We start from the raw sequence: 24,746 nt of genomic DNA, 5'->3' as shown, positions 1-24,746 counted from the left end.
GCTACCGTGCGATTAAATCGCGTGTGTAACTCAGCTGCCGAGCGATTGTATCGCGTGTGGCGTAAAGACTAAACTTGCTTGTTGCTGTAATTCAAAAAAATAAGTAATTTTATGAAATGAGCAGGAATTATAAATTTCATAATCCAGAAGGTCTATATTTTGTGAGTTTTGCTGTAGTAGAATGGCTTGATGTTTTCACTAGAAATGAATACAAAGATATACTTGTTGAAAGTCTGCATTTCTGCCAAAAGAACAAAGGAATGGAGATTTTTGCTTGGTGTATAATGACTAATCATGTTCACTTGGTTTTTAGAAGCATCGATGGATTAAACCCAGCAAATTTATTAGGAGATTTTAAACGTTTTACCAGTAAAGCTATTGTTAAAGCAATTCAGGAAAATCCTAGGGAAAGCAGGAAAGAATTTTTATTAGCCCAGTTTAAAAAAGCAGCTAGTAAGTCTTCAAATGTAGATAAATTTCAATTTTGGAGACACGATAATAAACCTATCGAGCTATGGAGTAATAAAGTAATTCAAGAAAAAATTAGTTATGTGCATAAGAATCCCGTAGCTGCCGGTTTAGTTTATCATCCAGAAGATTATGTATACAGTAGTGCAGCTGATTATGCAGAAAATAAAGGATTGTTAGATAATATTATTGTTTTTCAGTATTTTGGCTAAGAAATTTGAACTATTAACAGAAAACCACACGATGCAATCGTCCGGTAGCGGGGGGATGCAATCGTGCGGTAGCGATTTAGATTTTGGTTGTTAGTCTTAGGCTATTCATTTTCAGATTCATATTACCACACGAAAGGATTCGTGCGGTAGCGGGGGTTTTCAGTATTTTGGCTCAAAATTGATTCAATAATCCACACGATGCAATCGTGCGGTAGCACGCTTATGTTTTTTATGAAAGAACCAGAAGTAGTTTTTAATAAACTAGTCGTTTAAGTAATCCATATTCATTTTATACATCGGGGAATAATCGTAAAAGGAACTGTTTATAGTTCTATAGAAATTTCCCGATTGGTAAAAGAAACTTTCCAATTGAGACGGATATACTTGCTCTGAAAGATTTATGTCCAAATGCACTTTCCATTGATCATTAACCGAATCGTATTCGTAGAGATGGGAACTTTCAAAGTAACCAGTATTCCCAACTGTAATTCCTCTTTTTTCTGAGGAGCCATTTACAGGAACATCTGCTCTTTGTATCAGGCTAAAATCGTTCAAATTTATTTCCCATAATGTATTGGATTGGTTGTTGGAATTTCGACCACTAAACAATAATCGATTATCGAACGCAAAAACCAACGGATCAACAATTCTGTCCTGACCAAAATTAATACCGGGGAACGTAAGTACAAATTCCCAAGTATTATTAGCTATAGAATAGCGCCAAATATCGTCAGGAGGGTTGTGATAATTCTGAATATCTCGTCCAAAACCCAAATAAATGTAGTCGCCAACTGTAGTAATAAAACATTCAGTTCGTGGTGTTCCTGGGAATGAACTCAACTGTGTAACTTGACCGGTTATAAAGTTGTAACTATAAAAAAACTCATCGTTTGAATCATAGTGATACAATTTATCTTCATGCCAGGTTTTTAGGCTTCCGTTATTCACTAAATCTGGCAAGGATTGGTTTAAGACGCTTTCAAATTCAAATGTATTCTCATTAAACTTTGCTATTGTCTGTGAAGAATTATAGCCTGAATAAACTATTGCATACGTTTCGTTTTGATAGTTATGTATTTTATTTAAAACTTGGGCTATACCAACTTTTATCCAAGGTTCATCGATACAAATTTCATTATCATAAGTAATTAATTCACCGTAAAGATCAAGACTAAGGTTTCCAAGGTTAAAGTCTGTAAAAAAATCTTTTTCAAAAGTAAATATGGCTTCATTTTCTGAAATGGATTGAGCTGTATATGCATAATCTCCAATTGTGAAGTTCATTAGATATGGAAAATTCTGTCCAGTTATCGTGTATTGCTCATTGAATTTTAAGCATTCCGGAAAGCTGGTTATCTCTGGAGCAATAACTCTATATTTATCATCAAAGTCTAAGGTGTGGTATTGACTTTTTAATCTCATTTTCGGGAACACGTGGTAGAAAGAATTAGGAATTACAAATTTGATATGGTTTCTTGAACTTTCTAGTATTTGCAGTGGTTGATAGTTACCCCATGTATCAAGCATTGTTAACTTATTCTGCTCTTTGATTAAATCAAAATGATTACCAGTAATGGTTATGGTATCATTTTCATGTGCTTGATAAGGTTCTACAGAATCTACAATCGGAGTGTAAAGTTCAAAATTTTCAAATACGGCAGACTCGGATGTAGATTTTCTTATTTTTAAGTTATCGAAAGGTTCTTCTCTAAATGGCAGATATGGAACAACTGCCTCCGCTAAAGTATCAGATTTTGTTGTCAATTCAATTTCTCTTTCATTGAAATATAATTTAAAATTACTTGAAAAATGTTTCCCTGAAATACGAATGGTATCTCCTATATGTGCTGAACGAGGATTGACTTCTAAAATTTTTGGTGATGCACTTCCATTTGAAATAAATGATTTTTCTTCACCAGTTCTAGTCTCACCATTTAAATTTAGGAATACCTTGTAGTAATAAGTCTGACCATTATCTAAATCATTTCTTATCAATTCTGAGAATTCTCCAGGGCTAAAACCAAATTCTGAAACTAGAATACTATTTGTATTAAAATATGATGCATCTGGTGTTGTTGATATGACAAAGCCATATAAAGATTCTTGCGGTAGGTTTTCAATTTTACCAAATAACTCTACCCCGCCATCTTCGAGCAAAACAGCGTTTACTGTTTCTACAATTATTGGTAAATCGTCGTCATTTTCACAAGACCAAACTAAAAAAATAGTTAAGAGAAATAATACTTTTTTCATTCTAATAAGTTCGTGTCAAATTTAATAATTTATTTCAATAAATATCTAAATATATTATCTGGACAAGCTCTCCGAAGTTTGCAACTTCGGAGCATAATAAAATTGATTTTAAAATCAAGTTAGCTTACACTATTGCTGTCGCGCGATTGTATCGCGCGTACTAAGCTACTTTATAAAAATGCCACGAACCTACTTATCAGTAGGCAGGTTCACTAATGAACACGAATAATAAACGACAACTCAGATTTGCAATCGAGTTGTCGTAGATTTAAATTTTTTCAAAACTTACTAGAATTTATGCTTTGGCTCCCAAATTAATCTTACAAAAGAGCTTAATCTTTCATTTTCTCTGCTGATGGGAATTCCAGCTACAATTCCGATTAACAAATTATCTGCAATGCCCACCCGCAATTGGGGTCTTATGGTCATATCAAAATCGTCTTTATTCATTTCTTTATTGAATTCTACGCCAATAAAATTCCGTGTGCCTGAAATCATGTAATGAAAACTGGTATTGGCTTCGTAACTAGTTCTAAATTGGTTGTTGCTAAAATGCTGTTCAATTCTTGGGCCGGTGTATAAGAGCGAATGTAAGTTATTTCCCCAACGCTTGGCAACGATAAAAAACGGATTGTACACATTGCCATCGATGAGTGGTTTGCCGAAATTGCCAAAGTCACTAAATTCAAATTCATTGATATAACCCACTGCCATAGAAGTGGCCATTTTTTCATTCACATAAAACGACCACTGCCCAGCAATTTTCAAACTATTGAGTTCGTTTGATGGTAATGCTGTATTTCCATTTCCGTTGATGGGACTGTAAAAAGTGAAAGGTAATTCAACTTCCAATCCTAATCGGTCAATCGGTGCCCATTCGTATTCTATTAAAGCTTCGTAAGCATCAAAGCGAAGGTTGTCTGTTAATCCTAAACCTAGGTTCCATTCTCTTTCGCCTTTTCTAGCGCCCAAATCTCGAATTAGGTCGATGTACAATGGCTCGGCGTGAAGTACTTTTACAGGTTCTTTTTTAGCTTCTATTTCTTCAATATAAAGGCTGTCTTTTGTGGTTTTATTTTCTTGTGCATTGGTGCAAAGGCTTAGTATGCATAAACAACATACCAACCATAATGGTTTTGTATTCATAAAATTTAATTTATTAAAAAAGTTTATTCAGCTATTGATGAAAAACGGAGTAATAAATTAAACCCGACTTATGCAGTAGGAAGCGAAGTTTGAGCAGAACTAGCTGCTTTAGTAAGGCTTAATCCCGATTTAGAAAAACACCATTTTAGTGTTTTGTAAAAACAAGAAAATGGTTGAATTTTCTTAGTCGTTATGCAATTAAATTTTTAATTGCATAATTTAGGACTAAACTTCTGGTGGTGGTTTTTCGAGTTGGTAGTGTGGTTCTGAAAAGAAGGATTTACGTAGTGTAAAATTATTTTTTAAAGTTGAAAAAATAGCGGAAACTTGAATTGAAAAATCGAGTTTCAGAAAACTTAAATCGAATTTTGAAATCCCCTTTTTGCTATAATCTTCATGGTCTTCATCATTTTGTTCTTGAATAACGTCGCCTAAATCAAAAACTTTTTCAACGACGATTTCTATAATGCTTTCTTGTTCATTCAATGCCAAATCTTCTGCAATCGAGTTATGCTGAATATCGGAAGCATCTACACAAATATTTAGAAAATACAATGCCATGAAACCCCAAAAGAATCTGACGAAAGTGGTATTTCTAAAGCTTTGAAGTAGCATTATTTTAAAATTGAAGGATTAACCTTTATACGATTTTACAGCATCTACAAATGCCTTAGCATTTTCAACAGGAATGTTGGGTAAAATGCCGTGTCCTAAATTTACAATATACTTGTCTTTTCCAAATTCATAGATCATTTGGTGCACCATTTTGGTAATTTCAGCAGGTGGTGAAAACAATCGCGATGGATCAAAATTACCTTGTAACGTAATGTTGCCACCGGTTAAATAACGTGCATTTTTTGGTGAACATGTCCAGTCTACACCTAAAGCGGAAGCACCCGATTTGGCCATCGTGTCTAAAGCAAACCAGCAACCTTTTCCAAAAGCAATTACAGGAATTTCATCTTTTAAAGCATCGATAATTTGCTGCATGTATTTCCAAGAAAATACTTGGTAATCTGCAGGCGAAAGCATTCCGCCCCACGAATCGAATACTTGAACGGCATCTACACCAGCTTCTACTTTGGCTTTTAGGTAGGCAATGGTCGTATCGGTAATTTTTTGCAATAATTGATGTGCTAATTCAGGTTGGGTAAAGCAAAATTCCTTGGCTTTATCAAAGTTTTTGGAGCCTTGACCTTGTACGCAATAACACAGAATAGTCCAAGGTGAGCCTGCAAAGCCAATTAAAGGAACTTCGTTATTCAATTCCTTTTTGGTCATTTTTATGGCTTCCAAAACATAATTCAATTCTTCATACACATTCGGTATAACCACTTGGTCAACTGCTTTTTTATCTCGAATAGGATTTGGTAACCACGGTCCAACGCCAGGTCTCATTTCTACTTCAATTTGCATAGCTTGTGGAATCACCAAAATATCACTGAATAAAATAGCTGCATCGGTTCCCACTTGATGAATTGGCATCACCGTAATTTCGGTGGCTAATTCTGGAGTTCGGCAGCGAGTAAAAAAGTCGTATTTTTCTTTCAACTTCATGAAATCAGGCAGGTACCTTCCAGCTTGACGCATCATCCAAACGGGTGGACGTTCTACGGTTTCTCCTTTTAAAGCGCGAAGAAATAAATCGTTTTTAAGCATAATTTGCATTTAATTCAAGTTGCAAATTTAGCTTAATTAAAGCGTTTTTTCCTTAATGCATCATCAAAATTCTATCTTAACAATGCTTTGTTTGTCCGCTAGTTTACTATCACAAATAGTTAAACAAAATATCGGTGTATTTAACCTCTGAAAATTCCATTTAATGAGAAGTGACATTGTTTTTTGTTTCAAGTTCGAGCGAAGTCGAGAACCACCTACATCTCGACTTCGCCTGCCTAGTCTTCAGGCAGGCTTGATGCTTAAACAATAACCGGATTATCCAGTACTAGATAAAAGATGCAAATGCTAGTGGTTTTTTTACACAATGGCGAAAAACATGTTCTTGGTACAGGTTTCTTTTAGAAATTCAACAATCAAGCGATGCGATGCTTATGCTCAATCTCCAAAAATACCTACCTTTGCAGCTTAAATTTTGAAGATGAATCAACCCAAACGCTATACCATAACTGCTGCTTTGCCGTACACCAACGGACCGATTCACATTGGTCATTTAGCTGGTGTGTATATTCCTGCCGATATTTATTCGCGCTACTTAAAATTGAAAGGCGAAGATGTACTTTTTGTCTGTGGAAGTGATGAACACGGCGTGCCCATTACCATAAAAGCCAAAAAAGAAGGCGTTTCACCTCAAGATGTGGTCGATAAATATAACGGAATCATCAAGCAATCTTTTGCAGATTTCGGAATTCAATTTGATAATTATTCTAGAACTTCAGCGCAGATTCATCATGAAACGGCATCCGAATTTTTCAAAAATTTATACCAAAACAACAAGTTTGTTGAAGAAACTTCAGAACAATTATATGACGAAGAAGCCAAGCAATTTTTAGCCGATCGATTTGTAACGGGAACTTGCCCTAAATGTGGTAACGAAGAAGCTTATGGCGATCAGTGTGAAAAATGTGGAACTTCACTAAGTGCTAACGATTTAATCAATCCGGTTTCAGCAATAACAGGAAACAAACCCATCACCAAAGAAACCAAACATTGGTATTTGCCGCTAGACCAATACAACGATTGGCTGAAAGAATGGATTTTGAAAGACCATAAAATGGACTGGAAACCCAATGTTTATGGGCAATGTAAATCTTGGATAGACGATGGTTTGCGACCCAGAGCCGTAACCCGCGATTTAGATTGGGGCATTCCCGTTCCCGTTGAAGGAGCCGACGGAAAAGTATTGTATGTGTGGTTTGATGCGCCTATCGGATACATTTCAGCTTCCAAAGAATGGGCAAAACGCGAAGGAAAAGATTGGGAACCTTATTGGAAAGATAAAGAAACCAAATTGGTTCATTTTATTGGAAAAGACAATATTGTGTTTCATTGCATCATCTTCCCAGTGATGTTAAAAGCCGAAGGAAGCTACATTTTACCCGAAAATGTTCCGGCAAACGAATTTTTAAATTTAGAAGGGCAGAAGCTTTCCACTTCTAAAAATTGGGCGGTTTGGTTGCATGAATATTTGGAAGATTTCCCTGGAAAAGAAGATGTTTTGCGCTATTGTTTAACTGCCAACGCACCCGAAACCAAAGACAACGATTTTACATGGAAGGATTTCCAAACGAGAAACAATTCTGAATTGGTCGGAATTTTTGGAAACTTCGTAAATAGAGTAGTGGTGTTGACCAACAAATATTACGAAGGCAAAATTCCAGCAAAAGGAAACTTAGAAGCTGTAGATATAAATGTGCTAAGTGAAATCAAGAAGTTTACCAATACCATTTCCAATGCTTTGGAAAAATACCGATTTAGAGAAGCCCAAGCTGAAATGATGAATTTAGCGCGCTTAGGCAACAAATATTTAGCCGATGAAGAGCCTTGGAAAAAAGCCAAAACCGATCCAGCTAGAACACAAACTATCATGTATGTTGGTTTGCAAATTGCTTCGGCTTTAGCGGTAATTGCTGAACCATTTTTACCTTTTACCAGTGAAAAATTACGCAAGATGCTAAATCAAGATGAAGTGGGAAAAATTTATTGGAATGATTTAGCAGAAGCGGAAGAATTGCTTTCAGAAGGACATCAAATCAATACAGCTGAATTGCTTTTTGCTAAAGTAGAAGATGACGAAATACAAAAGCAATTGGATAAATTGGAAGCGACCAAAAAAGCAAATTCAACAGAAAAAACACCAGTTGAACCAGCAAAGGAAACGATAAATTTTGAAGATTTCTCTAAGTTAGATATACGAATTGGAACCATTGTTTCTGCTGAAAAAATAGCAAAAGCTAAGAAATTACTGCATCTAAAAGTTGATACAGGCATTGATGTTAGGAGTGTAGTTTCTGGAATAGCAGAACATTACACGCCAGAAGAAATTCTTGGAAAAAAAGTTTCCGTAGTTGTGAATTTAAAACCTGTAAAATTGCGTGGTACTTTAAGCGAAGGCATGATTTTAATGACTGAAGACACTGAAGGTCAATTGGTTTTTGTAAGTTCTGAACAAAAAAATGTTAAAAATGGTAAAATTATTTCTTAATATTGCATTTTAAAATTAACTAAACATGAATGATTCAGTAGAAAATTTATCAAGCTTAGCCAAAGAAGGCTTAGAAACTTTAATTAGTTACCTGCCAAGTGTAGTAGGTGCATTAGTAATTTTAATTCTTGGTTGGTGGGTTATAAAACTCATTACAGGGAGAATTAGAAAAATAATGGAAAAACGGGAAGTAGATCCCGGTGTTCGTGGATTTACACTCAGTATTTTAGGTATTGTCTTAAAAATCCTATTATTCATCTTCGTTATTTCAAAATTAGGAGTTGAAACAACTTCATTTGCAGCTATTTTAGCGGCTGCAGGTTTAGCAATAGGTTTGGCATTACAAGGTTCTTTATCCAATTTTGCCGGTGGTGTACTTATTATTTTATTAAAACCATTTAAAGTTGGTGATTTTATAGACGCGCAAGGTGAGTCGGGTACAGTAACTGAAATCACTATTTTTTACACCCATATTACTACCATCAACAATCAGCGTATTGTCATTCCTAATGGACAGTTGTCTAATAACAAAGTGACCAATTACAGTTACGAGCCAACCCGAAGAGACGTTGTTACCGTAGGTATTTCTTATGATAGTGATATTAAAAAAGCAAGAGAGGTTTTGCTTGATATATTAAATAACGACAAACGAACACTTAAAGACCCTGCTCCTGTTGTACTTCTTGGAGGTTTGGGAGATAATTCAGTAGATTTATCAGTTCGTTTCTGGGCAACTAACGAAGATTTCTGGGGGCTGCACTTCGATTTTATGGAAAAAATGAAAGTAGAATTAGAAGCAGCAGGAGTATCCTTCCCTTTCCCACAACGCGATGTGCATTTGTACAACATGGATAAGGAACAATAGAATTCAACTCAATACATTAAAATAAAAAAGCTGCTCCACTTAAACGGAAGCAGCTTTTTTTATTGAATGGTTTCAAAATTATTTTTTGGGCTTACCTGCTACAAAATCTTTTAAGTAAAAGGGTTCAAAGTAAGCAGTATCTTCAAAATCTCCTTGTTGAAATTTGTTGAACGCTAATTCAGCTTGTTCTTTTGCTGAAGGAACCAAATTAGGGTGAAAATGCGCGTTGGAATGTGAGCAGATTTCACCAAATTTAGCTGCGCCCGAACCTATAAAATGAACTTGATTTTCTTTTAAGTAATTTTCAAATGAATCTTCTTTTAAAATTGTGGCTTCAACAGCACTTAAATGTTGATGTTTAGCTGAAAATACTTGTGTATAGGCTTCCATTCTTCGTGCATCTAACATTGGAATAATCACAGCAGATTCAGTTTTAATTTGAAGAGCTAGCGCTTCTAAAGTTCCTATTGAAATCAACGGAACTCCTATGCCAAAAGCCAATCCTTTTGCTGCAGAAACACCAATACGAAGTCCAGTATAAGACCCAGGACCTTTGCTTACCGAAACCGCATGAATTTGGTTTAAATCTAGATTTGCTTCGTTTACAACTTGCTGAATAAAATCGTGTAAATTTTCTGCGTGACTATAATTAGCCGCATTCAATTCTTTTACTGAAATTGTTTTTCCATCTTCAGAAACTGCAACCGAGCAATTGGTGCTTGCGCTTTCAATACTTAATATATATGCCAATTTTTTAAATTCTAATTAATATTCAATTGGGCGAATTCCAAAGAACAATTCTAAGACTTTTATCTGAAAAATAAAATTGTATTTGGCTTGAATTAGTTGATTTTCAGCATTGGTTAGCCTAAATTTAGATTGGGTAAACTCAAATCCATTAGAAACGCCAACATTAAAACGTTCTTTAGCATAATCAAAAGCAGTTTGCTGAGACTCTACTGCAGAAAGTGCTGCATCGTATGCTTTTGCCGCTCCGCGTGCATCTAAGTAAGCTTGATACACATTTGATTCTAAGTTAAGTTCAATTTGCTCTAATTGATATTCGCTGCGTTCTACATTAATTTTATTTCTAGCTACTTGGTTGCGTACCGAAAAACCATTGAAAACGGGAATGTTTAATTGAAGTCCAAAAGCATATCCATCGTTATTTCTCAATTGATCGAAAAATGGATCTGCACTTACTGTTTCTAATAAGAAATTGGGAGAAACTACCGCTTGCCCAGTATTTTCTACAACTCCTATTTGTTGCGTTGGGTTGTCTGGATCTAGTCCACCAGAAATAACTCGTTCTCTGTCACTTTCTCGGGTGTTGTAATTAAAAAAAGCATTCAACGTTGGGTAATATTGACTTTTAGCCAATTGTAAATCTTTTTTAGCTAATTCTACATCTTGCTCTGCAAGAAGAACTTCATAACGCTCTTGTTTTGCTTTTTCAATAATTTCGTCAGGATTTTTCTCTAAGATTTCAGTGATGGGAATATCGTATTCTTCATCTGCAATATCAAAGTTTTCGTAATCTTTAATCAATAAGTTTTGTGCTAAACCAATTAAGCTTACTTGTACATCATTTTCAGCAACAGCAATTTGACGAACTTCATCAGCATTTTGAGCTCTAATCTGTAAGATTTCACCTTCTGGTAGCGTGCCTGCATCTACTAAAGATTGAGTTTGCTGTAATTGCTCTTGGGTTACTTTGTTTTGTTCTTCTAAAATAGCAAGGCTTTGTTTGCTTACCAGAACTTGCAAATACGAATTGGCTACAGCAAGTGAAATATCGTCTTTAATTTGGTTGAGGTTATACGTACTAGCCAACCTATTTATTTTTGCTCTTTCAAACTGGCGTAAATTAGATAAACCATTAAAAATAGAAACTGTAGAAGTGGCATTTGCACTAAAATTTCGGTTAACTTGCTGCTCTAACACACCCGTAGTTACATTTTGCGTTAAACCAGAAACCCATTGATTGTTAGCACCAACATTTAAGCTTGGTAAATAGTTTCCAACAGCATCTTTAATGTCTATTTCTGCATTTTCTAAATCGAGTTGTGTTTGTTTTACGGTAATGTTATTTTCTAGTGCATGTTTAATACAGGCTTCTAATGTCCACTCTGTAGGTTGTTCTTGTGCGAAAGAAGTTGTGCTCGTACAGAAAACAAACACAACAAGAATAAGACTATATATAATTTTCATAAACTTCAATTTGGGATATTATTTATCTTCTTCTTCTATCTTTAGCAATAGGTTCTTCAACTTTATTCCAGACTTTTATCTTATCGTCTTTGTCAATTCCAGACTTTATTTCAACGTTGATTCCATCGCTTAAGCCTAGTTCAATATCACGTCTTTCAAACTTTTGGTCTCCTACTTCAACTTCAACGTAAGGAGCTTTTGTTTCTTTATCAAATTGAACTAAAGCTTCTTTAATAGCTAAAACATTTTCTACTTTTTCAAGAATAATCGATGCATTTGCACTCAATCCTGCTCTGATAAAAATTCCTTTTGTATCTTTTAAACTTCCTTCAATTTCAAATTGAACCGCTCCGTTTTCTTCTACACCTTGTGGCGCAATGTAATCTAAGATAGCATCGAATTTGGTGTTCTCGATTGCACCAACTGTAATTTCTAGTGGAAGACTTTCTTTAATTTTTCCAACTTCAGATTCGTCTACCTTTCCTTCAAAAATCATATCATCTACTTTAGCAATGGTAGCAATGGTTGTTCCTTCGTTAAAGTTATTGGCTTCAATTACCTGATTTCCAACTTTAATAGGGACATCGAGTACCATTCCAGAAATTCGAGCTTTAATCTCGGTAGTAGCTGCATTTCCTGCATCTTGCGTAGTACCAGTTTGAATTATTTCGTAATTTTCTTCTGCAGCAAGAACAGTTTGCTTTGCATTATCGAAGGCGTTTTTTGCCAAATCATAATCGTTTGCAGAAATCACTCCCTTTTCGAATAATTCTTCTTGACGTTCGAAAATTCTTTTTTCGTTTTCAAGATTAATTTTAGCTTGACGCAATTGGTTTTTAGCTGAATTTAAATTGTTGATATTAGGAACAACTTTCAGTTTAGCAACTAAATCTCCAACTTGCACGGTATCGCCAGGTTTTACTAGTAATTGATCTACAATTCCAGAAATGTTGGGTTTTACTTCCACTTCTTCACGTGGGATTAAAGTTCCCGTAGCAACTGTTTTTCTAATGATGGTTTCTTCTGAAGCTTGTTCAGTTTTGAAAACTTCTGGGTTTTCTTGGTTTTTTTGATACAAATAATACAATGATCCGCCAAAGAGCGCAACGATGATTAAGAGAACAATGATGGTAAGAGCTTTTTTCATTTTTTATTTAGGTATTAGGTCTTTTGGTTTTTATTCGGTTCTTAAAGCGTCTACAGGTTTTACTTTTATAGCATTTTGGGCTGGAATAAATCCTGCAAACAATCCAGCAATGATCAATATAACTAAAGCGGTAACAACGGTTGGTAAATCTACACTTGGGTTTACAAATGGTATGTCGCTATCTTCAGGTAAAACTTGGTTAATAATGGCTAAAATTCCTGTAGCAAATACAATTCCTGCCATTCCAGCAATTAAGGTTAAAAAAACAGATTCAAACAGAACTTGTCCGCGTATGTTCCAAGGCGTTGCACCTAATGCGCGACGAACACCAATTTCGTTAGTTCTTTCCTTTACTACAATAAGCATAATATTACTGATGCCAATAACTCCAGAAAGTAAAATTAAAATTCCCACAAAGTAAGCTACTGCATTTAAAGCAATGAATAAACCTTGAATTTTAGAGAACTGTTCGTATAAATCAAAATTGCCAATTGCTCGGTCATCTTCTGGATGAATTCTGTGATTAGCTTTTATTACATCAAATATTTGTTCTTTTAAGTTGGTGATAGAATAATTATCATTAGCGGTTATGGCCATCCAACCAACTACTTCACCAAAATTGAAAGCTTGTGAAAAGGAAGTAAAAGGTGTATAAATTTGTTTTTGGTCTTCTTCTGCATTACCGCCACCAAAGCCTCGCTTTTTGTAAATACCAATCACCATAAAATTAACCCCTTGAATTTTTACGTAGGTTCCAAGTGGGTTTTCATCTATTCCGTATAATTCTTTTTGTACGCCTTCGCCAATAACAGCTACTTTGCGTTTGTTTTCAATGTCGTTTTGGTTAATAAATCGACCTCGTACAATTTTCATGGGTTCTTGCTCCTGAATATCAGGATAATCTCCGTACACGTTAAAAGCTCCATTTTTTAAACCCCGAACTACATTATTTTCGCCACCGAATCCACCCAATTGGTTTCTTGGGGAAACGTATTTTAAGCCGTTTACTTTTTGTTTGATGGCAGTAACATCGTTAACGTCAAAATTATAGCGTCTGCCTTTGGGCAAACCATCATAAGGTCTAGATGCGGTTTGTGTCCACATAAACATAGAATTGGATGAAATACCAGAGAAAATTTGCTTCACTCCATTTTCTAAACCATTTCCTGCAGCCAATAATATTACGAGAATAAAAATTCCCCAAAATACGCCAAAAGCAGTAAGTACTGTTCTAAATAAATTAGAAGACAGCGACTCGATTACTTCATTCCATTTGTCTCTACTAAACATATTATTCGTCTCTTAATGCGTCTATGGGTTTAATTTTTGCTCCACGCCAAGCTGGAAAAAATCCAGCAACTGCTCCTGCTACAATTAAAATAACAACGGTAGTCATGGCGATATTAAAGTTAACTGAAGGATTGATTAAGAAATCTAATTCAACCATTGGTCCTACAAATTCTAATAATGCTAATGCTAAAATTAAGCCTATCAATCCTGAAAAAGCGGTAACAAAAACCGACTCATGCAATACCATGGCAACAATAGACATGGGTTTTGCTCCTAGCGCTTTTCGGATTCCAATTTCTTTAGTACGTTCTTTTACAATAATTAGCATAATGTTGCTTACACCAATTATTCCAGCTAGCAAAGTAGCAATACCTACAAACCAGAAAAATATTTTCATAGCAGAAATGAGCTGATAAATTTCTTTGGTATTTTCAATATTATTACTGATGAAAATCCCACTGGTATCTAAAGGATTTACGAGAAGTTTAGCTTTTAGTTGGCGTTCAATTTTAGCTGTAAATTTATTCGATTCGGCTAAAGCTTCGTCATAATCATCTACCTTTGGTAGGGTAAATCCCATAGAACGAATATTGATGCCTGCACCAAAAACTACCTGAGCTGTTGTAAGTGGGATGTACACTCTAGCTTCTTCTCTATCGCCACCTGGATCGGTGTAAACTCCTACAACCTTAAAATTTAAACCAGACAAACTGATGTATTCTCCTAAGGGTGAATTATCTTTAAATAAATCTTTTTTTACGCGATTACCAATAATTATATGTTTTTCTAAATGATCTAAATCGAGTTGATTGATAAACCTGCCTTCAATAATCGAAGCATTTTCTAAGTATTGAAAATCGGGCATTACACCTTGAATTCGGTAGCTGCCAAATTCTTTTTTATAGGAAATTAAACGGCTCCAAATCTGAAAATCGGAAGATTTATGTACTACTTCTTCTTTGTCGCCTAAAGCCAATTCGTAATCTTCATTGGTAAATTGAATTCTTCGTTTAGGGTTTAAGCCTTTGTATTCTAAGGTTGTATAACCGGGATAAATATTAATAATGTTAGATGCATCGTTTTGAAACTGTTTTTCAATCCCGTTTTGCATTCCAACGCTTACTCCTAATAATATAATTAAAATGAAGATACCCGAAGCAACAGAAACCCCAGTTAAAAAAGTACGGAGTTTGTTTTTGCTAATGGTTTCAAAAATCTCTTGCCAACGTTCTAAACTAAACATTCTCGATTGCTCTTACTTGTTCAACTTTTTCGTCATTTATAATTACACCATCTTTTAAGTGAACAATGCGCTTAGTCATTTGTGCAATATCTTCTTCGTGGGTTACCACTAAAATTGTTTTTCCTTCATCATTAATTTGCTGGATTAAATCCATAATTTCATAAGAAGTCTTAGTGTCTAAAGCTCCTGTTAGCTCATCCGCAAGTAAAACTTTGGGTTGGCTGGCTAAAGCGCGCGCTATAGCAACCCTTTGTTTTTGACCACCAGAAAGTTCATTGGGTTTGTGAGAAGCCCAATCGGCTAGTCCAACTTTCTCTAAGTAACTCATAGCGCGGTCGGTTCTTTCGCCTCTTGAAATACCTTGGTAATATAAAGGTAAAGCCACATTATCTAAAGCAGATTTATAATTGATTAAGTTGAAAGATTGAAAGATGAATCCTAAAAACTTATTTCTGTAATTAGCAGCAATACGTTCATTTAGGTTTTTAATTGGAACTCCATCTAGGTTATATGAACCTGAATCTGCTTCATCAAGAATGCCTAAAATATTCAATAAGGTAGATTTTCCAGAACCTGAAGAACCCATGATTGAAACCAATTCTCCTTCTTTTACGCTAAAGTTAATTCCTTTTAATACGTGAAGCGAATTTTTACCAATTTGGTAAGATTTGTGTAAGTCTTTAATTTCAATCATGTAATATACTTTGCTTATATGACTGAAGATTTACCAAAATGTTACAAAAACTTTTTGTTATTATATTGTTAACATTGTTTACGTAATTTTAATCAACCTGTTAAAGCTCGATATAATTTCTTTTTTTCAATTCAAAACAATAGATTGCGGTTTAAAATATTAAATAATGAACAAAACCTATACACTTTTACTTTTAATTTTATGTACTACGTTGTCTTGGAGTCAAGTAACTAATGAAGGGAAACCAATTAGTTGGAAACTTGATGTCCAAAATTTAGACCCAATTGATTTACCTGATTTCGATTTGAAAAAATTACAAAAAGAAGATCAAGTAAACGATGAACGAGATGATGTTCCGTGGAGATTTGGTTACGAACATTCTGTAAGTTATGGCTTAGATAATACCGGAACTTGGGAAACTTTACCTAATGGCGATCGAATCTGGTTAGTCAGTTTCAAATCGGAAGGAGCAAAAACACTCAACTTTATTTTTGACCAATTTTACTTACCTGAAGGAGCTAAGTTGTATTTTTATAATGAAGATAGAACAGACCTTTTGGGTGCATATACGCATACCCAAAATTCAGATGAAATGGTTTTTGGCTCATGGTTAATTGAAGGTGAGCAAGTTTTTGTTGAATACTACGAACCCAAAGAAGCTATGGGGAAAGGCGATTTGAATATAAGCCAAGTAGTTCATGGTTACCGTTCTGTTACTGAAAACGATGCAATGCAAAAAGCCTTGAATGATTCTGGTGCTTGTAATTTAGATGTAGATTGTCCTATAGGTGACGATTTCGAAGATATGAAAGACTATTTGAAGAAATCCGTAGCGATGACGGTAGTTGGTGGTAATGGTTTTTGTACAGGAACATTAATAAATAATACATCTAATAATGGAGCTCAGTATTTTTTAACAGCTAACCATTGTTTAGGCGGTGGAGTTGGAAGTTGGGCATTTCGTTTCAATTGGACGAGCCCAAATCCGGTGTGTGCGTCTTTTACAAACTCACAAAACGGAACTTTTGACCAAACTGCTAGTGGTGCCGTATTAAGAGCTAGTAATTCTAAATCTGATATGGCATTGCTCGAAATTAATCCAAACTTACCTGACAGTTGGGATTTGGTTTGGGCTGGTTGGGACAGGTCTAATACCAATCCCACTTTTGAAGTAGGTATTCACCACCCAAGTGGAGACATCATGAAAGTTTGCCGAGATGATGATGGCGCAACTCAAAGTACAACTCCTTTTAATGGCGATCCTTCTATGCAGATGTGGTTAGTAAACAATTGGGAAGAAGGCGTTACTGAACCTGGTTCATCTGGTTCTGCTTTATTCGATCAAAACGGAAGAATTATTGGTCAACTAGCTGGTGGCGGCGCTGCATGTTCTGGCACATCTAACAATGGTCAAATAGACTTTTACGGTCGCTTTGCTACATCTTGGGATTTTGGAAATACAAACAGTACGCGATTAAGTAACTGGCTTGATCCAAACAACACAGGCCAAACTACTTTAGATGTGTATCCAGCTATGGAAGTTTTAGATGTAGATGCTGCGGTTAGTATTAACGGATTAGATGATGTTTGTGACAATAATGTAAGCCCAGAAATTGTATTAACAAATGCAGGGAATGATCCCATTACTTCACTCTCAATAAATTATGCTTTTAACGAAGATGCTCCCACCAATATAGACTGGAGCGGTAATCTTTTAGCAGGAGAAACAGAAACTATTTCAGTACCACAATATACTTTACAAGTAGAAGAAAATACGTTTGTAGTTGATATAGACTTAAATGGAGATGAAGATATAAACAACAATCAAGCTACTACTGATTTTGTAGTTGCAGAAACAGTAGGTTCTTCAAACCTTGTTTTAACTATTGAGTTAGATAATTTTCCAGACGAAACTACATGGGAGGTTGTTAATTCTAGCGAAACAGTTGTGGCAAGTGGAGGTCCTTACTCAGATACTGATGATTCTATAACTGAAGATATTAGCTTAGATAATGATGATTGCTACACGTTTACCATTTTTGATGCTTATGGCGATGGAATTTGTTGTGGATTTGGCTCAGGTAGTTATACTTTAGAAACGGATGCCGGAGATGAAATAATTAGCGGTGGTGATTTTGATGCATCAGAATCGGTTGACTTTAATAATTTTATTTCACTTAGCAACGACACCTTTGAACTGAATAATAATGTGAAACTGTATCCTAATCCAACAAATGGAACAGCATACATTTCCAATACATCTGGCAACCTTGTAGATTATCAGATCTATACCATTTCAGGAAGACTAATTAGTAAAGGAGAAGCTCGAGCAAATGAAACTCAAATTAATTTGAATCAAGCCAATGCAGGAATTTATTTAGTGAAGTTAACGGACCAAGAAACGCAAGTTACTTCTACCCAAAAATTGATTGTAAAATAACGGCTTTTAAAGCTTAATTATATCTCAACAAACACAACGCCCGAGCATTTTTGCTTGGGCGTTGTCTTTTTTAATATGTTGAAGTTTACTAGTATTGCTTCAATAAATACTTAATAACATCTGTAGTGGTAACAATACCCACTAAAGATTCATTTTTGAGTACTGGAAGTGCATGAAATTCTGCTTTAGTAAAAATTTCAGCAGCATCTTTAATATAATCATCGGCATCTAAGCTTACAATTTGGCTGGTCATTACTTGTTCAATAGAAAACATGTCGTAAATAGTGGTTTCTACTTCTGTTCCATCATCATCGGTTGCATCTGCAAAAGAAATTCTGAGTAAGTCGGTATAACTAAGAATGCCAACAATTTTTTTTCCTTTAACAACAGGAATATGTCTTATTTTGTGTTTTTTAAATAAGGACTCTGCTTTGGTTAAAGAATCGTCTAAATTCAATTTAACTAAGTTTTTGGTCATTATGTTAGATACGGGTACGGTAGGTTTCATCTTCTTGTGTTTTAAATTGTAGATACAAATATTCTACATTAACACATGCTAAACAATGACCTAAATCAGTTTGCTTTCAATTCTTGTTTAATGCCATTAAGCATGGTTTCAATAATATCTTCAAGTTGAAAAGAATGTTTCCAATTCCAATGATTCTGAGCAGCTTCGTCATTAATACTACTTGGCCAAGAATCAGCAATAGCTTGTCTAAAATCGGGATCATAAGAAATGGAAAAATTGGGAATGTGTTTTTGTATCTTTTCGCTAATCTCTTTAGGAGTAAAACTAATTCCACCTAAATTGTAAGAAGATCGAATTTCAATTTGTTCTTTTGGTGCTTCCATAATGGCAATGGTAGCATTTATAGCATCATCCATATACATCATCGGTAAAGCCGTGTTTTCACTAAGAAAACAAGTATACTTTTCTTCCTTTATGGCTTCATGAAAAATTTCGATTGCATAATCTGTTGTGCCGCCACCTGGTGGTGTTTTATAGCTAATTAAGCCTGGATATCTAATGCTTCTTACATCTACTCCATAACGTTTAAAGTAATATTCGCACCAGCGTTCTCCGGTTTGTTTGCTAATTCCATAAACGGTAGAAGGTTCCATTATTGTTTTTTGTGGTGTATTGTCTTTTGGCGTAGAGGGTCCAAAAACAGCAATACTAGAAGGCCAAAATATTTTATTTATTTTTCCATCTTTGGCTAGATTTAAAACATGAAATAAGGTGTTCATGTTTAAATCCCAAGCCTTCATCGGAAATTTCTCGGCAGTACCACTTAACATGGCAGCCATTAAATATACTTCATTTACATCGTAATGCAAAATCAAATCTTCTAAAGCATTGTAATTAGTAGCGTCAAGAATTTCAAAAGGGCCAGATTGCATTAAACTTGCACTGCCTTCTCTAATGTCGCTTGCAATTACATGATCAGCACCGTGTTTTTCACGTAAAGTAAAAGTTAATTCGCTTCCTATTTGGCCGCATGCGCCAATAATTAAAATCCTTGGTTTCATTACATGTGAATTTCTGCGAAAATACAGATAATGTCCTTTCTTAAATGAAACATTCTTAATAAATTGTTCCAAAATTTAGTTAAACCTTAATTTTAAGGGAATTGTAGATTAAGTTTTTGAAATGTTTTAAATTAGCCTAAAAATTGCTTCATTTTATGAAAATGCACAAATTTACTTGTATTGTATTCACCTTCATTTCATTGTCTTTTTTTACGGCTTGCCAGAAGGATCAAAATCAACAAAATAAAACAGAATTAGCGCAAACTAATCAAAACGATAGTTTACTTCAGGTAAAGCTTAACTACCCTAAAAATGAAATTGCTTTAAATGAAAATGCTCAAAATGAAACTGAAAAATGGATGCTTTACACTGCCATGGAAGCTGAAGTAACGCGCATGGAAAATTATACATTGGACGATGTAATTAATAATGCACCCAGCATTCTTAGAGCAACCGATACATTGGTTCAAACTATTCCAAAACAATTTAGAATTAAGCCCGTAGAATCTAGAATAAAAGTTTTGCATACCAAGGCAAGTGTACTCAATCAATTATGTAATAAACAACAAAAAGACTTAGATGAAGTAAAGAAAGTAGCTGAAGAAATTCCAATTGATTTTTACAACCTAAATATTCAATTGAATGAAGTCTTTATAGAAATGCCCGAAATAGAAAATCTAGAAAAATGAAGCAATTAATACTATTGAGTTGTCTTTTTTGTTTTAACTTACTGCAAGCTCAAAAAACCATTGAAGCTACGTTAGATACTTGGCATGAAGCGGCAAGTACAGCAAATTTTGAAGAATACTTCTCCAGTTTTGCTGAAGACGCCTATTTTTTGGGTACCGATGCCAGCGAACGTTGGTCTGTAAAACAATTTAAAAACTTTGCTAAGCCGCATTTTGAAACTGCGCCTGCTTGGGAGTTTATTCCCGTGCAACGCAATTGGAAAATTAGCTTGGTTCGATGAAATTTTAAACTCCGAACACTTAGGTGTTTGCCGAGGTTCTGGAGTTATGATTTTAGAAAACAAGACTTGGAAGATAAAACACTACGTACTTTCGCTTATTGTTCCAAATGAACATGCCAAAGAAGTAGCCAAACTAAAACGCAAAGCAGACCAAAATAGTTTAACCGAATTAATTGATGATTGATATGAAGTATTTCTTTTTCTTTTTTAGCTTATGTTGTATTGGTTTTTCGCAAGAAAAAAAAGCCCTAACTCACGATGATTACGATTTATGGCAAAGCATTTCTTCTACGCAAATAAGCAAGTCGGGAAATATTTTACTTAATGAAGTAAAAACTTCTACCAGTAGAGGCAATGGCTACTTGCAAATCAACTTATTAAACAACAAATATTCTGCACAGTTTTTCAATGGCACCAATGCTAAAATTACTCAAGACGAAAAATACATTGTGTTTTTAGAACAACCCGCTTACGATAGTTTACGAGCAGAAAAAAAACGAGAAGTTAAAAAAGACAAACAGTCTAAACCAAAACTAAAAATTTTTAGCGTTGCACAACAACAAATTGTAGACAGTCTAAGTAGGGTGAAAAAGTTTCATATTCCAGAAGAAGCAGATGCTTGGGTGGTTATTGAAAAATTTAAAGACGAAAAGAAAAAGTCTAAAAAAGACACTACATCAAAGAAAAAAAGAAAGAAAAAGAAGAAAGAAGATGAAAAGCCAAAGGCAAAACCACTTCGTCAAGAGGCGGATTATGCCATTGTTTATAATCTAGCTTCACAAGAAAAAGACAGCATTTTTCAAATTGATGAAATTGAATTAGCCAAAGAAGCCAATCATTTTTATTTTTCGAAATCTCAAGGCAAGAAAAAGCCAGCTTTAGGAATTTACAAATATGATGTGGCTAACTTGAAAGCTGAAGTAATCGATTCTACCTACTTTCGCTATCAGAAATTAAGCGCATCCAAATCGGGTGAACAACTAGCTTATTATGCAGCAAAAGATTCGGTTGAAAAAGATTCGCTTCAATTTGAATTATTGCTTTTTAATCAGCAGGTTATTTCACAAATCACCGATACTTTAGGTACAAATCTTCGTGAAAATTGGCAGGTAAGTACTTATCAAAAACCTAGTTTTTCTGAAGATGAAAAAAGCTTGTATTTCCATTCTAAACCCATTCCTAAATTTAGCATAGACACTACTTTGCTAAAAGAAGAAATTCCTGAAGTAGATGTATGGACGTATAAAGACAAACGCATTCAACCTGAACAAAAAGCAAGAGCAAAGCAACTGGAAAACCAAGCTTATATTTCGTATTACAACTTGGTCGAAAACCAGCTGGTAAACTTGCAAGATGAAGAATTAGACGGAATTGTATTTGATAAAGATAAAGTGCAAAAATGGGTTTTGGGTTATACAGACAAAGCTTACCGCTTACAGCGTTCATGGAGTTACCCATGGCTAACTGATTGGTTTGTGGTGAATACAGAAACAGGCGAAAAAACATTTGTATTGGAAGCTTTAGCTCAACGTCCTTATCTTGCTCCTAACGGAAAATATGCATTGTATTACAACACCGAAGACCAAAACTGGTGGAGTTTAAATTTAGCAAAACAAGAAAAAATAAAACTTACGCACAATTTAGATGTTAACTTTTTTGATGAAGAAAACGATACGCCAAGTGCACCAAGAGCTTACGGATTTGGCGGTTTTACCCAAAAAGGAGAAGCTTTGGTTTATGATGCCTTTGATGTTTGGAAATTGGATTTGTCGGGTGTTAATCAGCCAGAAAAAATGACCAAAGGAAGAGCAAATTCCCAAGAATTTAGAACACTTCGATTGGATGCGGAAGACCGAAGTTTAGCATCCTATTACCAAAATAAATTATTGCTAACTTCTTTTGGGAAATTCAACAAAAAACAAGCCTTGTTTGCTGTAGACGCTAATGGAGAAATAAAAAGTTTGGTGAGTGAAGGCGATTACGCTTTATCAAGTTTTAATAAAGCAGAAGAAGAGGAAAAAATGATTTTTAGAAAGCAAGATTTCAATACGTATCCCGATGTGTTTGTGTTGAAAACCAATCAAGAACATCAAAAAATCACCGAAGTTAATCCGCAGCAAAAAGACTTTTTATGGGGAAGTGTAGAATTGGTTAAGTGGACTGCTTTCGATGGCACCGAACTGCAAGGTTTGTTGTATAAGCCAGAAAACTTCGACGAAAGTAAAAAATACCCAATGATTACCTATTTCTATGAAAAAAGAAGCGATAATTTACACCGATATATTTCGCCACAACCCAGTGCATCCATCGTAAATATGAGTTATTTGGTAAGTAATGACTATTTGGTTTTTGTTCCAGATATTGTTTATCAAGACGGAAAACCTGGTGGCAGTGCAGAAAATTGTATTTTATCGGGTGTTGAAGCTATGGAAAAATTACCCTATGTAGATTCAGAAAAGCTTGCCATACAAGGACAATCTTGGGGTGGTTATCAAGTCGCGCATCTCATTACTAAAACCGATAAATTTGCAGCAGCAGGAAGTGGTGCGCCGGTAAGCAATATGACCTCCGCCTATGGCGGAATACGCTGGGATTCAGGTTTAAGCAGGCAGTTTCAATATGAACGCACCCAAAGTAGAATTGGCACAAATCTGTGGGACGATTTAGATTTGTATTTAGAAAATTCTCCTTTATTTGGTGTACCAAATATAAACACTCCGGTTTTAATAATGCACAACGATGCTGATGGAGCCGTGCCTTATTATCAAGGAATTGAATTTTTTATGGGTTTAAGACGTTTACAAAAACCAGCATGGTTGTTGGTCTATAATAATGAAGCCCATAACTTGCGAAAAATGAAAAATAAACAGGATTTATCTATACGCATGATGCAGTTTTTCGACCATTTTTTAAAAGATACACCACAGCCCGTTTGGATGAAAGAAGGATTGCCTAGAACCCAAAAAGGAAAAGATTTAGGATACGATTTAACAGAAGAATAATTGAATTATGAAATATTATAAACTCATCATTTTAGCTGCTTTTATAAGCTTGTCAGGTTTCAATGCTAATGCACAAAATAGCAATGGTTTAGAAGCTAGTGTTCATCTAGGAATTCCTACAGAAGATATTGAAGATGCAGTAAATCTGGTTTATGGTATAGATTTCAACTATTATTTTATCAATATAGCAGAAGTTTTAAACTTTGGTTTTACAGGTGGTTATATCAATTTTAATGGAGATCAAGTTTTAACCAGCGAATCTGCAAATTTGGCTTTACCTGATGCTTCTTTTTTACGTGTTGGTGGTTTAGGGAGAATCAATTTTAATGCTAATGTATACCTTATAGTAGATTTGGGTTACGCCATAGGTTTAGATGATATTGAAGGCGGAGGTTTTTATCAACCTAAAATCGGTTTCAATTCTGGGAAATTTTCATTTTTTGTATACTATCAAAAAATATATACCGATACGCGTTTTCCAAATTATTCATCTGTTGGTTTAGGGGCAACTTATCATTTTTAAATTACAATTTAGTTTCTGTTTTAAATTTACTTTCTAAGTAGTTAAATAATTTTTACATTTACTGTATGAAAAAAATAATTTTAGGTTTAGCTCTATTCGTTTCAAGTTTAAGTTTTTCTCAAAACCAATTGGGTTTGAGTGCAGTTTATGGAACAGAAATAGAAACCATAGGAGCAGGACTCCGCGGAGTAATTGTTATTAATGAAAGTTTTTCTTTTGTTCCAGAAATTGTAGCTTTTTTACCCAAGGAGCAAGATGTAAGTATCGACGGAAACCAGACATTTGAAGCTACAACCAATATGATTCTTTTTAATGCAGATGTGCATTACACTTTCGATTTATACATTAAAAACTTAGAGATTTACGCTTTAGCAGGTTTCAATTATACAGAAGCAAATAATGATGTAGATGGATTTGAATCGGATGAAATCGACTTTTTTGAATTGCAAGAATCAGGAGTAGGAGCAAATCTCGGTGGTGGATTTCGATACGCACTCAGTAATAATCTGTTTTTATTTGCAGAATCGAAATACATTGTAAACGATATAAACCAAGTGGTATTCAATTTAGGGATACTCACCAATTTTTAA

21 protein-coding genes and 1 pseudogene are annotated in these 24,746 nt (G+C 34.8%); 10 read left to right on the top strand and 12 right to left on the bottom strand.

Annotated features, from left to right (window positions below; all coding sequences use genetic code 11):
• The first annotated feature begins 116 nt into the window (after positions 1-116).
• On the top strand, positions 117-680 hold the full coding sequence (locus tag IEV72_RS01745) for an REP-associated tyrosine transposase (RefSeq protein ID WP_188457349.1): 564 nt from the start codon (positions 117-119) through the stop codon (positions 678-680).
• A gap of 261 nt (positions 681-941) precedes the next feature.
• Here the strand turns inward: IEV72_RS01745 and IEV72_RS01740 are convergent, their stop codons facing one another.
• The 4 genes from IEV72_RS01740 to hemE all read right to left on the bottom strand — a co-directional run bounded on the left by IEV72_RS01740 (position 942) and on the right by hemE (position 5,738).
• Positions 942-2,933: an IPT/TIG domain-containing protein gene (locus IEV72_RS01740; RefSeq protein ID WP_188457348.1), complete on the bottom strand. Its 1,992-nt coding sequence runs from the start codon at positions 2,931-2,933 to the stop codon at positions 942-944.
• A 288-nt stretch (positions 2,934-3,221) separates the two neighbouring features.
• Positions 3,222-4,079 carry an HAEPLYID family protein gene (locus IEV72_RS01735; protein WP_188457347.1) on the bottom strand — a complete coding sequence of 286 codons (858 nt, stop codon included), beginning with the start codon at positions 4,077-4,079 and terminating at the stop codon, positions 3,222-3,224.
• A 225-nt stretch (positions 4,080-4,304) separates the two neighbouring features.
• Positions 4,305-4,694: a hypothetical protein gene (locus IEV72_RS01730; protein WP_188457346.1), complete on the bottom strand. Its 390-nt coding sequence runs from the start codon at positions 4,692-4,694 to the stop codon at positions 4,305-4,307.
• A gap of 18 nt (positions 4,695-4,712) precedes the next feature.
• The gene (gene hemE, locus IEV72_RS01725) at positions 4,713-5,738 is read right to left on the bottom strand and encodes a uroporphyrinogen decarboxylase (protein WP_188457345.1); all 1,026 of its coding nucleotides are present in this window, start codon (positions 5,736-5,738) and stop codon (positions 4,713-4,715) included.
• Between the two features lie 439 nt (positions 5,739-6,177).
• Here hemE and metG point away from each other — a divergent pair, with 439 nt between their 5' ends.
• The gene (gene metG / locus IEV72_RS01720) at positions 6,178-8,241 is read left to right on the top strand and encodes a methionine--tRNA ligase (RefSeq protein ID WP_188457344.1); all 2,064 of its coding nucleotides are present in this window, start codon (positions 6,178-6,180) and stop codon (positions 8,239-8,241) included.
• 25 nt (positions 8,242-8,266) lie between these two features.
• Complete coding sequence (locus IEV72_RS01715; protein WP_188457343.1) at positions 8,267-9,106, top strand: mechanosensitive ion channel family protein; 840 nt, start codon at positions 8,267-8,269, stop codon at positions 9,104-9,106.
• Positions 9,107-9,184: 78 nt separating this feature from the next.
• Here the strand turns inward: IEV72_RS01715 and tsaB are convergent, their stop codons facing one another.
• Genes tsaB through IEV72_RS01685 form a run of 6 tightly spaced genes read right to left on the bottom strand, consistent with a single transcriptional unit; the run spans position 9,185 to position 15,691 of the window.
• Positions 9,185-9,856, bottom strand: a complete 672-nt coding sequence (gene tsaB, locus IEV72_RS01710; RefSeq protein ID WP_188457342.1) for a tRNA (adenosine(37)-N6)-threonylcarbamoyltransferase complex dimerization subunit type 1 TsaB — start codon at positions 9,854-9,856, stop codon at positions 9,185-9,187.
• Positions 9,857-9,871: 15 nt separating this feature from the next.
• Positions 9,872-11,317 (bottom strand): TolC family protein, encoded by a 1,446-nt coding sequence (locus IEV72_RS01705; protein WP_188457341.1) that lies wholly within the window; start codon positions 11,315-11,317, stop codon positions 9,872-9,874.
• Between the two features lie 22 nt (positions 11,318-11,339).
• The gene (locus IEV72_RS01700; RefSeq protein WP_188457340.1) at positions 11,340-12,464 is read right to left on the bottom strand and encodes an efflux RND transporter periplasmic adaptor subunit; all 1,125 of its coding nucleotides are present in this window, start codon (positions 12,462-12,464) and stop codon (positions 11,340-11,342) included.
• A gap of 30 nt (positions 12,465-12,494) precedes the next feature.
• Positions 12,495-13,754 (bottom strand): ABC transporter permease, encoded by a 1,260-nt coding sequence (locus IEV72_RS01695; RefSeq protein ID WP_188457339.1) that lies wholly within the window; start codon positions 13,752-13,754, stop codon positions 12,495-12,497.
• A 1-nt stretch (position 13,755) separates the two neighbouring features.
• Positions 13,756-14,997, bottom strand: a complete 1,242-nt coding sequence (locus IEV72_RS01690; RefSeq protein ID WP_188457338.1) for an ABC transporter permease — start codon at positions 14,995-14,997, stop codon at positions 13,756-13,758.
• Complete coding sequence (locus IEV72_RS01685) at positions 14,990-15,691, bottom strand: ABC transporter ATP-binding protein (RefSeq protein WP_188457337.1); 702 nt, start codon at positions 15,689-15,691, stop codon at positions 14,990-14,992. The genes IEV72_RS01690 and IEV72_RS01685 overlap by 8 nt, the downstream gene beginning before the upstream one ends.
• A 166-nt stretch (positions 15,692-15,857) precedes the next feature.
• On the opposite strand from IEV72_RS01685, the gene IEV72_RS01680 reads away from it, so the two are divergent.
• Entirely contained in the window at positions 15,858-18,131 is a 2,274-nt protein-coding gene (locus IEV72_RS01680; RefSeq protein ID WP_229731762.1) for a T9SS type A sorting domain-containing protein, read from the top strand.
• An 88-nt stretch (positions 18,132-18,219) separates the two neighbouring features.
• On the opposite strand, the gene IEV72_RS01675 is transcribed toward IEV72_RS01680, so the two are convergent.
• Entirely contained in the window at positions 18,220-18,639 is a 420-nt protein-coding gene (locus IEV72_RS01675) for a CBS domain-containing protein (RefSeq protein WP_188457336.1), read from the bottom strand.
• A gap of 65 nt (positions 18,640-18,704) precedes the next feature.
• Positions 18,705-19,661 carry an NAD-dependent epimerase/dehydratase family protein gene (locus tag IEV72_RS01670; RefSeq protein ID WP_188457335.1) on the bottom strand — a complete coding sequence of 319 codons (957 nt, stop codon included), beginning with the start codon at positions 19,659-19,661 and terminating at the stop codon, positions 18,705-18,707.
• A 155-nt stretch (positions 19,662-19,816) separates the two neighbouring features.
• On the opposite strand from IEV72_RS01670, the gene IEV72_RS01665 reads away from it, so the two are divergent.
• The 6 genes and pseudogenes from IEV72_RS01665 to IEV72_RS01645 all read left to right on the top strand — a co-directional run bounded on the left by IEV72_RS01665 (position 19,817) and on the right by IEV72_RS01645 (position 24,746).
• A complete protein-coding gene (locus IEV72_RS01665; RefSeq protein ID WP_188457334.1) occupies positions 19,817-20,350 on the top strand; it encodes a hypothetical protein in 534 nt (177 codons plus the stop codon).
• Positions 20,347-20,674: pseudogene (locus IEV72_RS01660) on the top strand (nuclear transport factor 2 family protein); the annotation flags it as partial. The gene IEV72_RS01665 and the pseudogene IEV72_RS01660, both read left to right, overlap by 4 nt.
• Positions 20,675-20,677: 3 nt before the next feature.
• Positions 20,678-20,815 carry a hypothetical protein gene (locus tag IEV72_RS13625; RefSeq protein ID WP_229731770.1) on the top strand — a complete coding sequence of 46 codons (138 nt, stop codon included), beginning with the start codon at positions 20,678-20,680 and terminating at the stop codon, positions 20,813-20,815.
• Between the two features lies 1 nt (position 20,816).
• Entirely contained in the window at positions 20,817-23,633 is a 2,817-nt protein-coding gene (locus IEV72_RS01655; RefSeq protein ID WP_188457333.1) for an alpha/beta hydrolase family protein, read from the top strand.
• Between the two features lie 7 nt (positions 23,634-23,640).
• On the top strand, positions 23,641-24,156 hold the full coding sequence (locus IEV72_RS01650) for a hypothetical protein (protein WP_188457332.1): 516 nt from the start codon (positions 23,641-23,643) through the stop codon (positions 24,154-24,156).
• A gap of 65 nt (positions 24,157-24,221) precedes the next feature.
• Positions 24,222-24,746, top strand: coding sequence for an outer membrane beta-barrel protein (locus IEV72_RS01645; protein ID WP_188457331.1), 525 nt, complete (start codon positions 24,222-24,224; stop codon positions 24,744-24,746).

Source organism: Psychroflexus planctonicus, from assembly GCF_014640195.1.
Lineage (GTDB): Bacteria > Bacteroidota > Bacteroidia > Flavobacteriales > Flavobacteriaceae > Psychroflexus > Psychroflexus planctonicus.
This window is presented reverse-complemented; position numbering and strand designations above follow the sequence as displayed.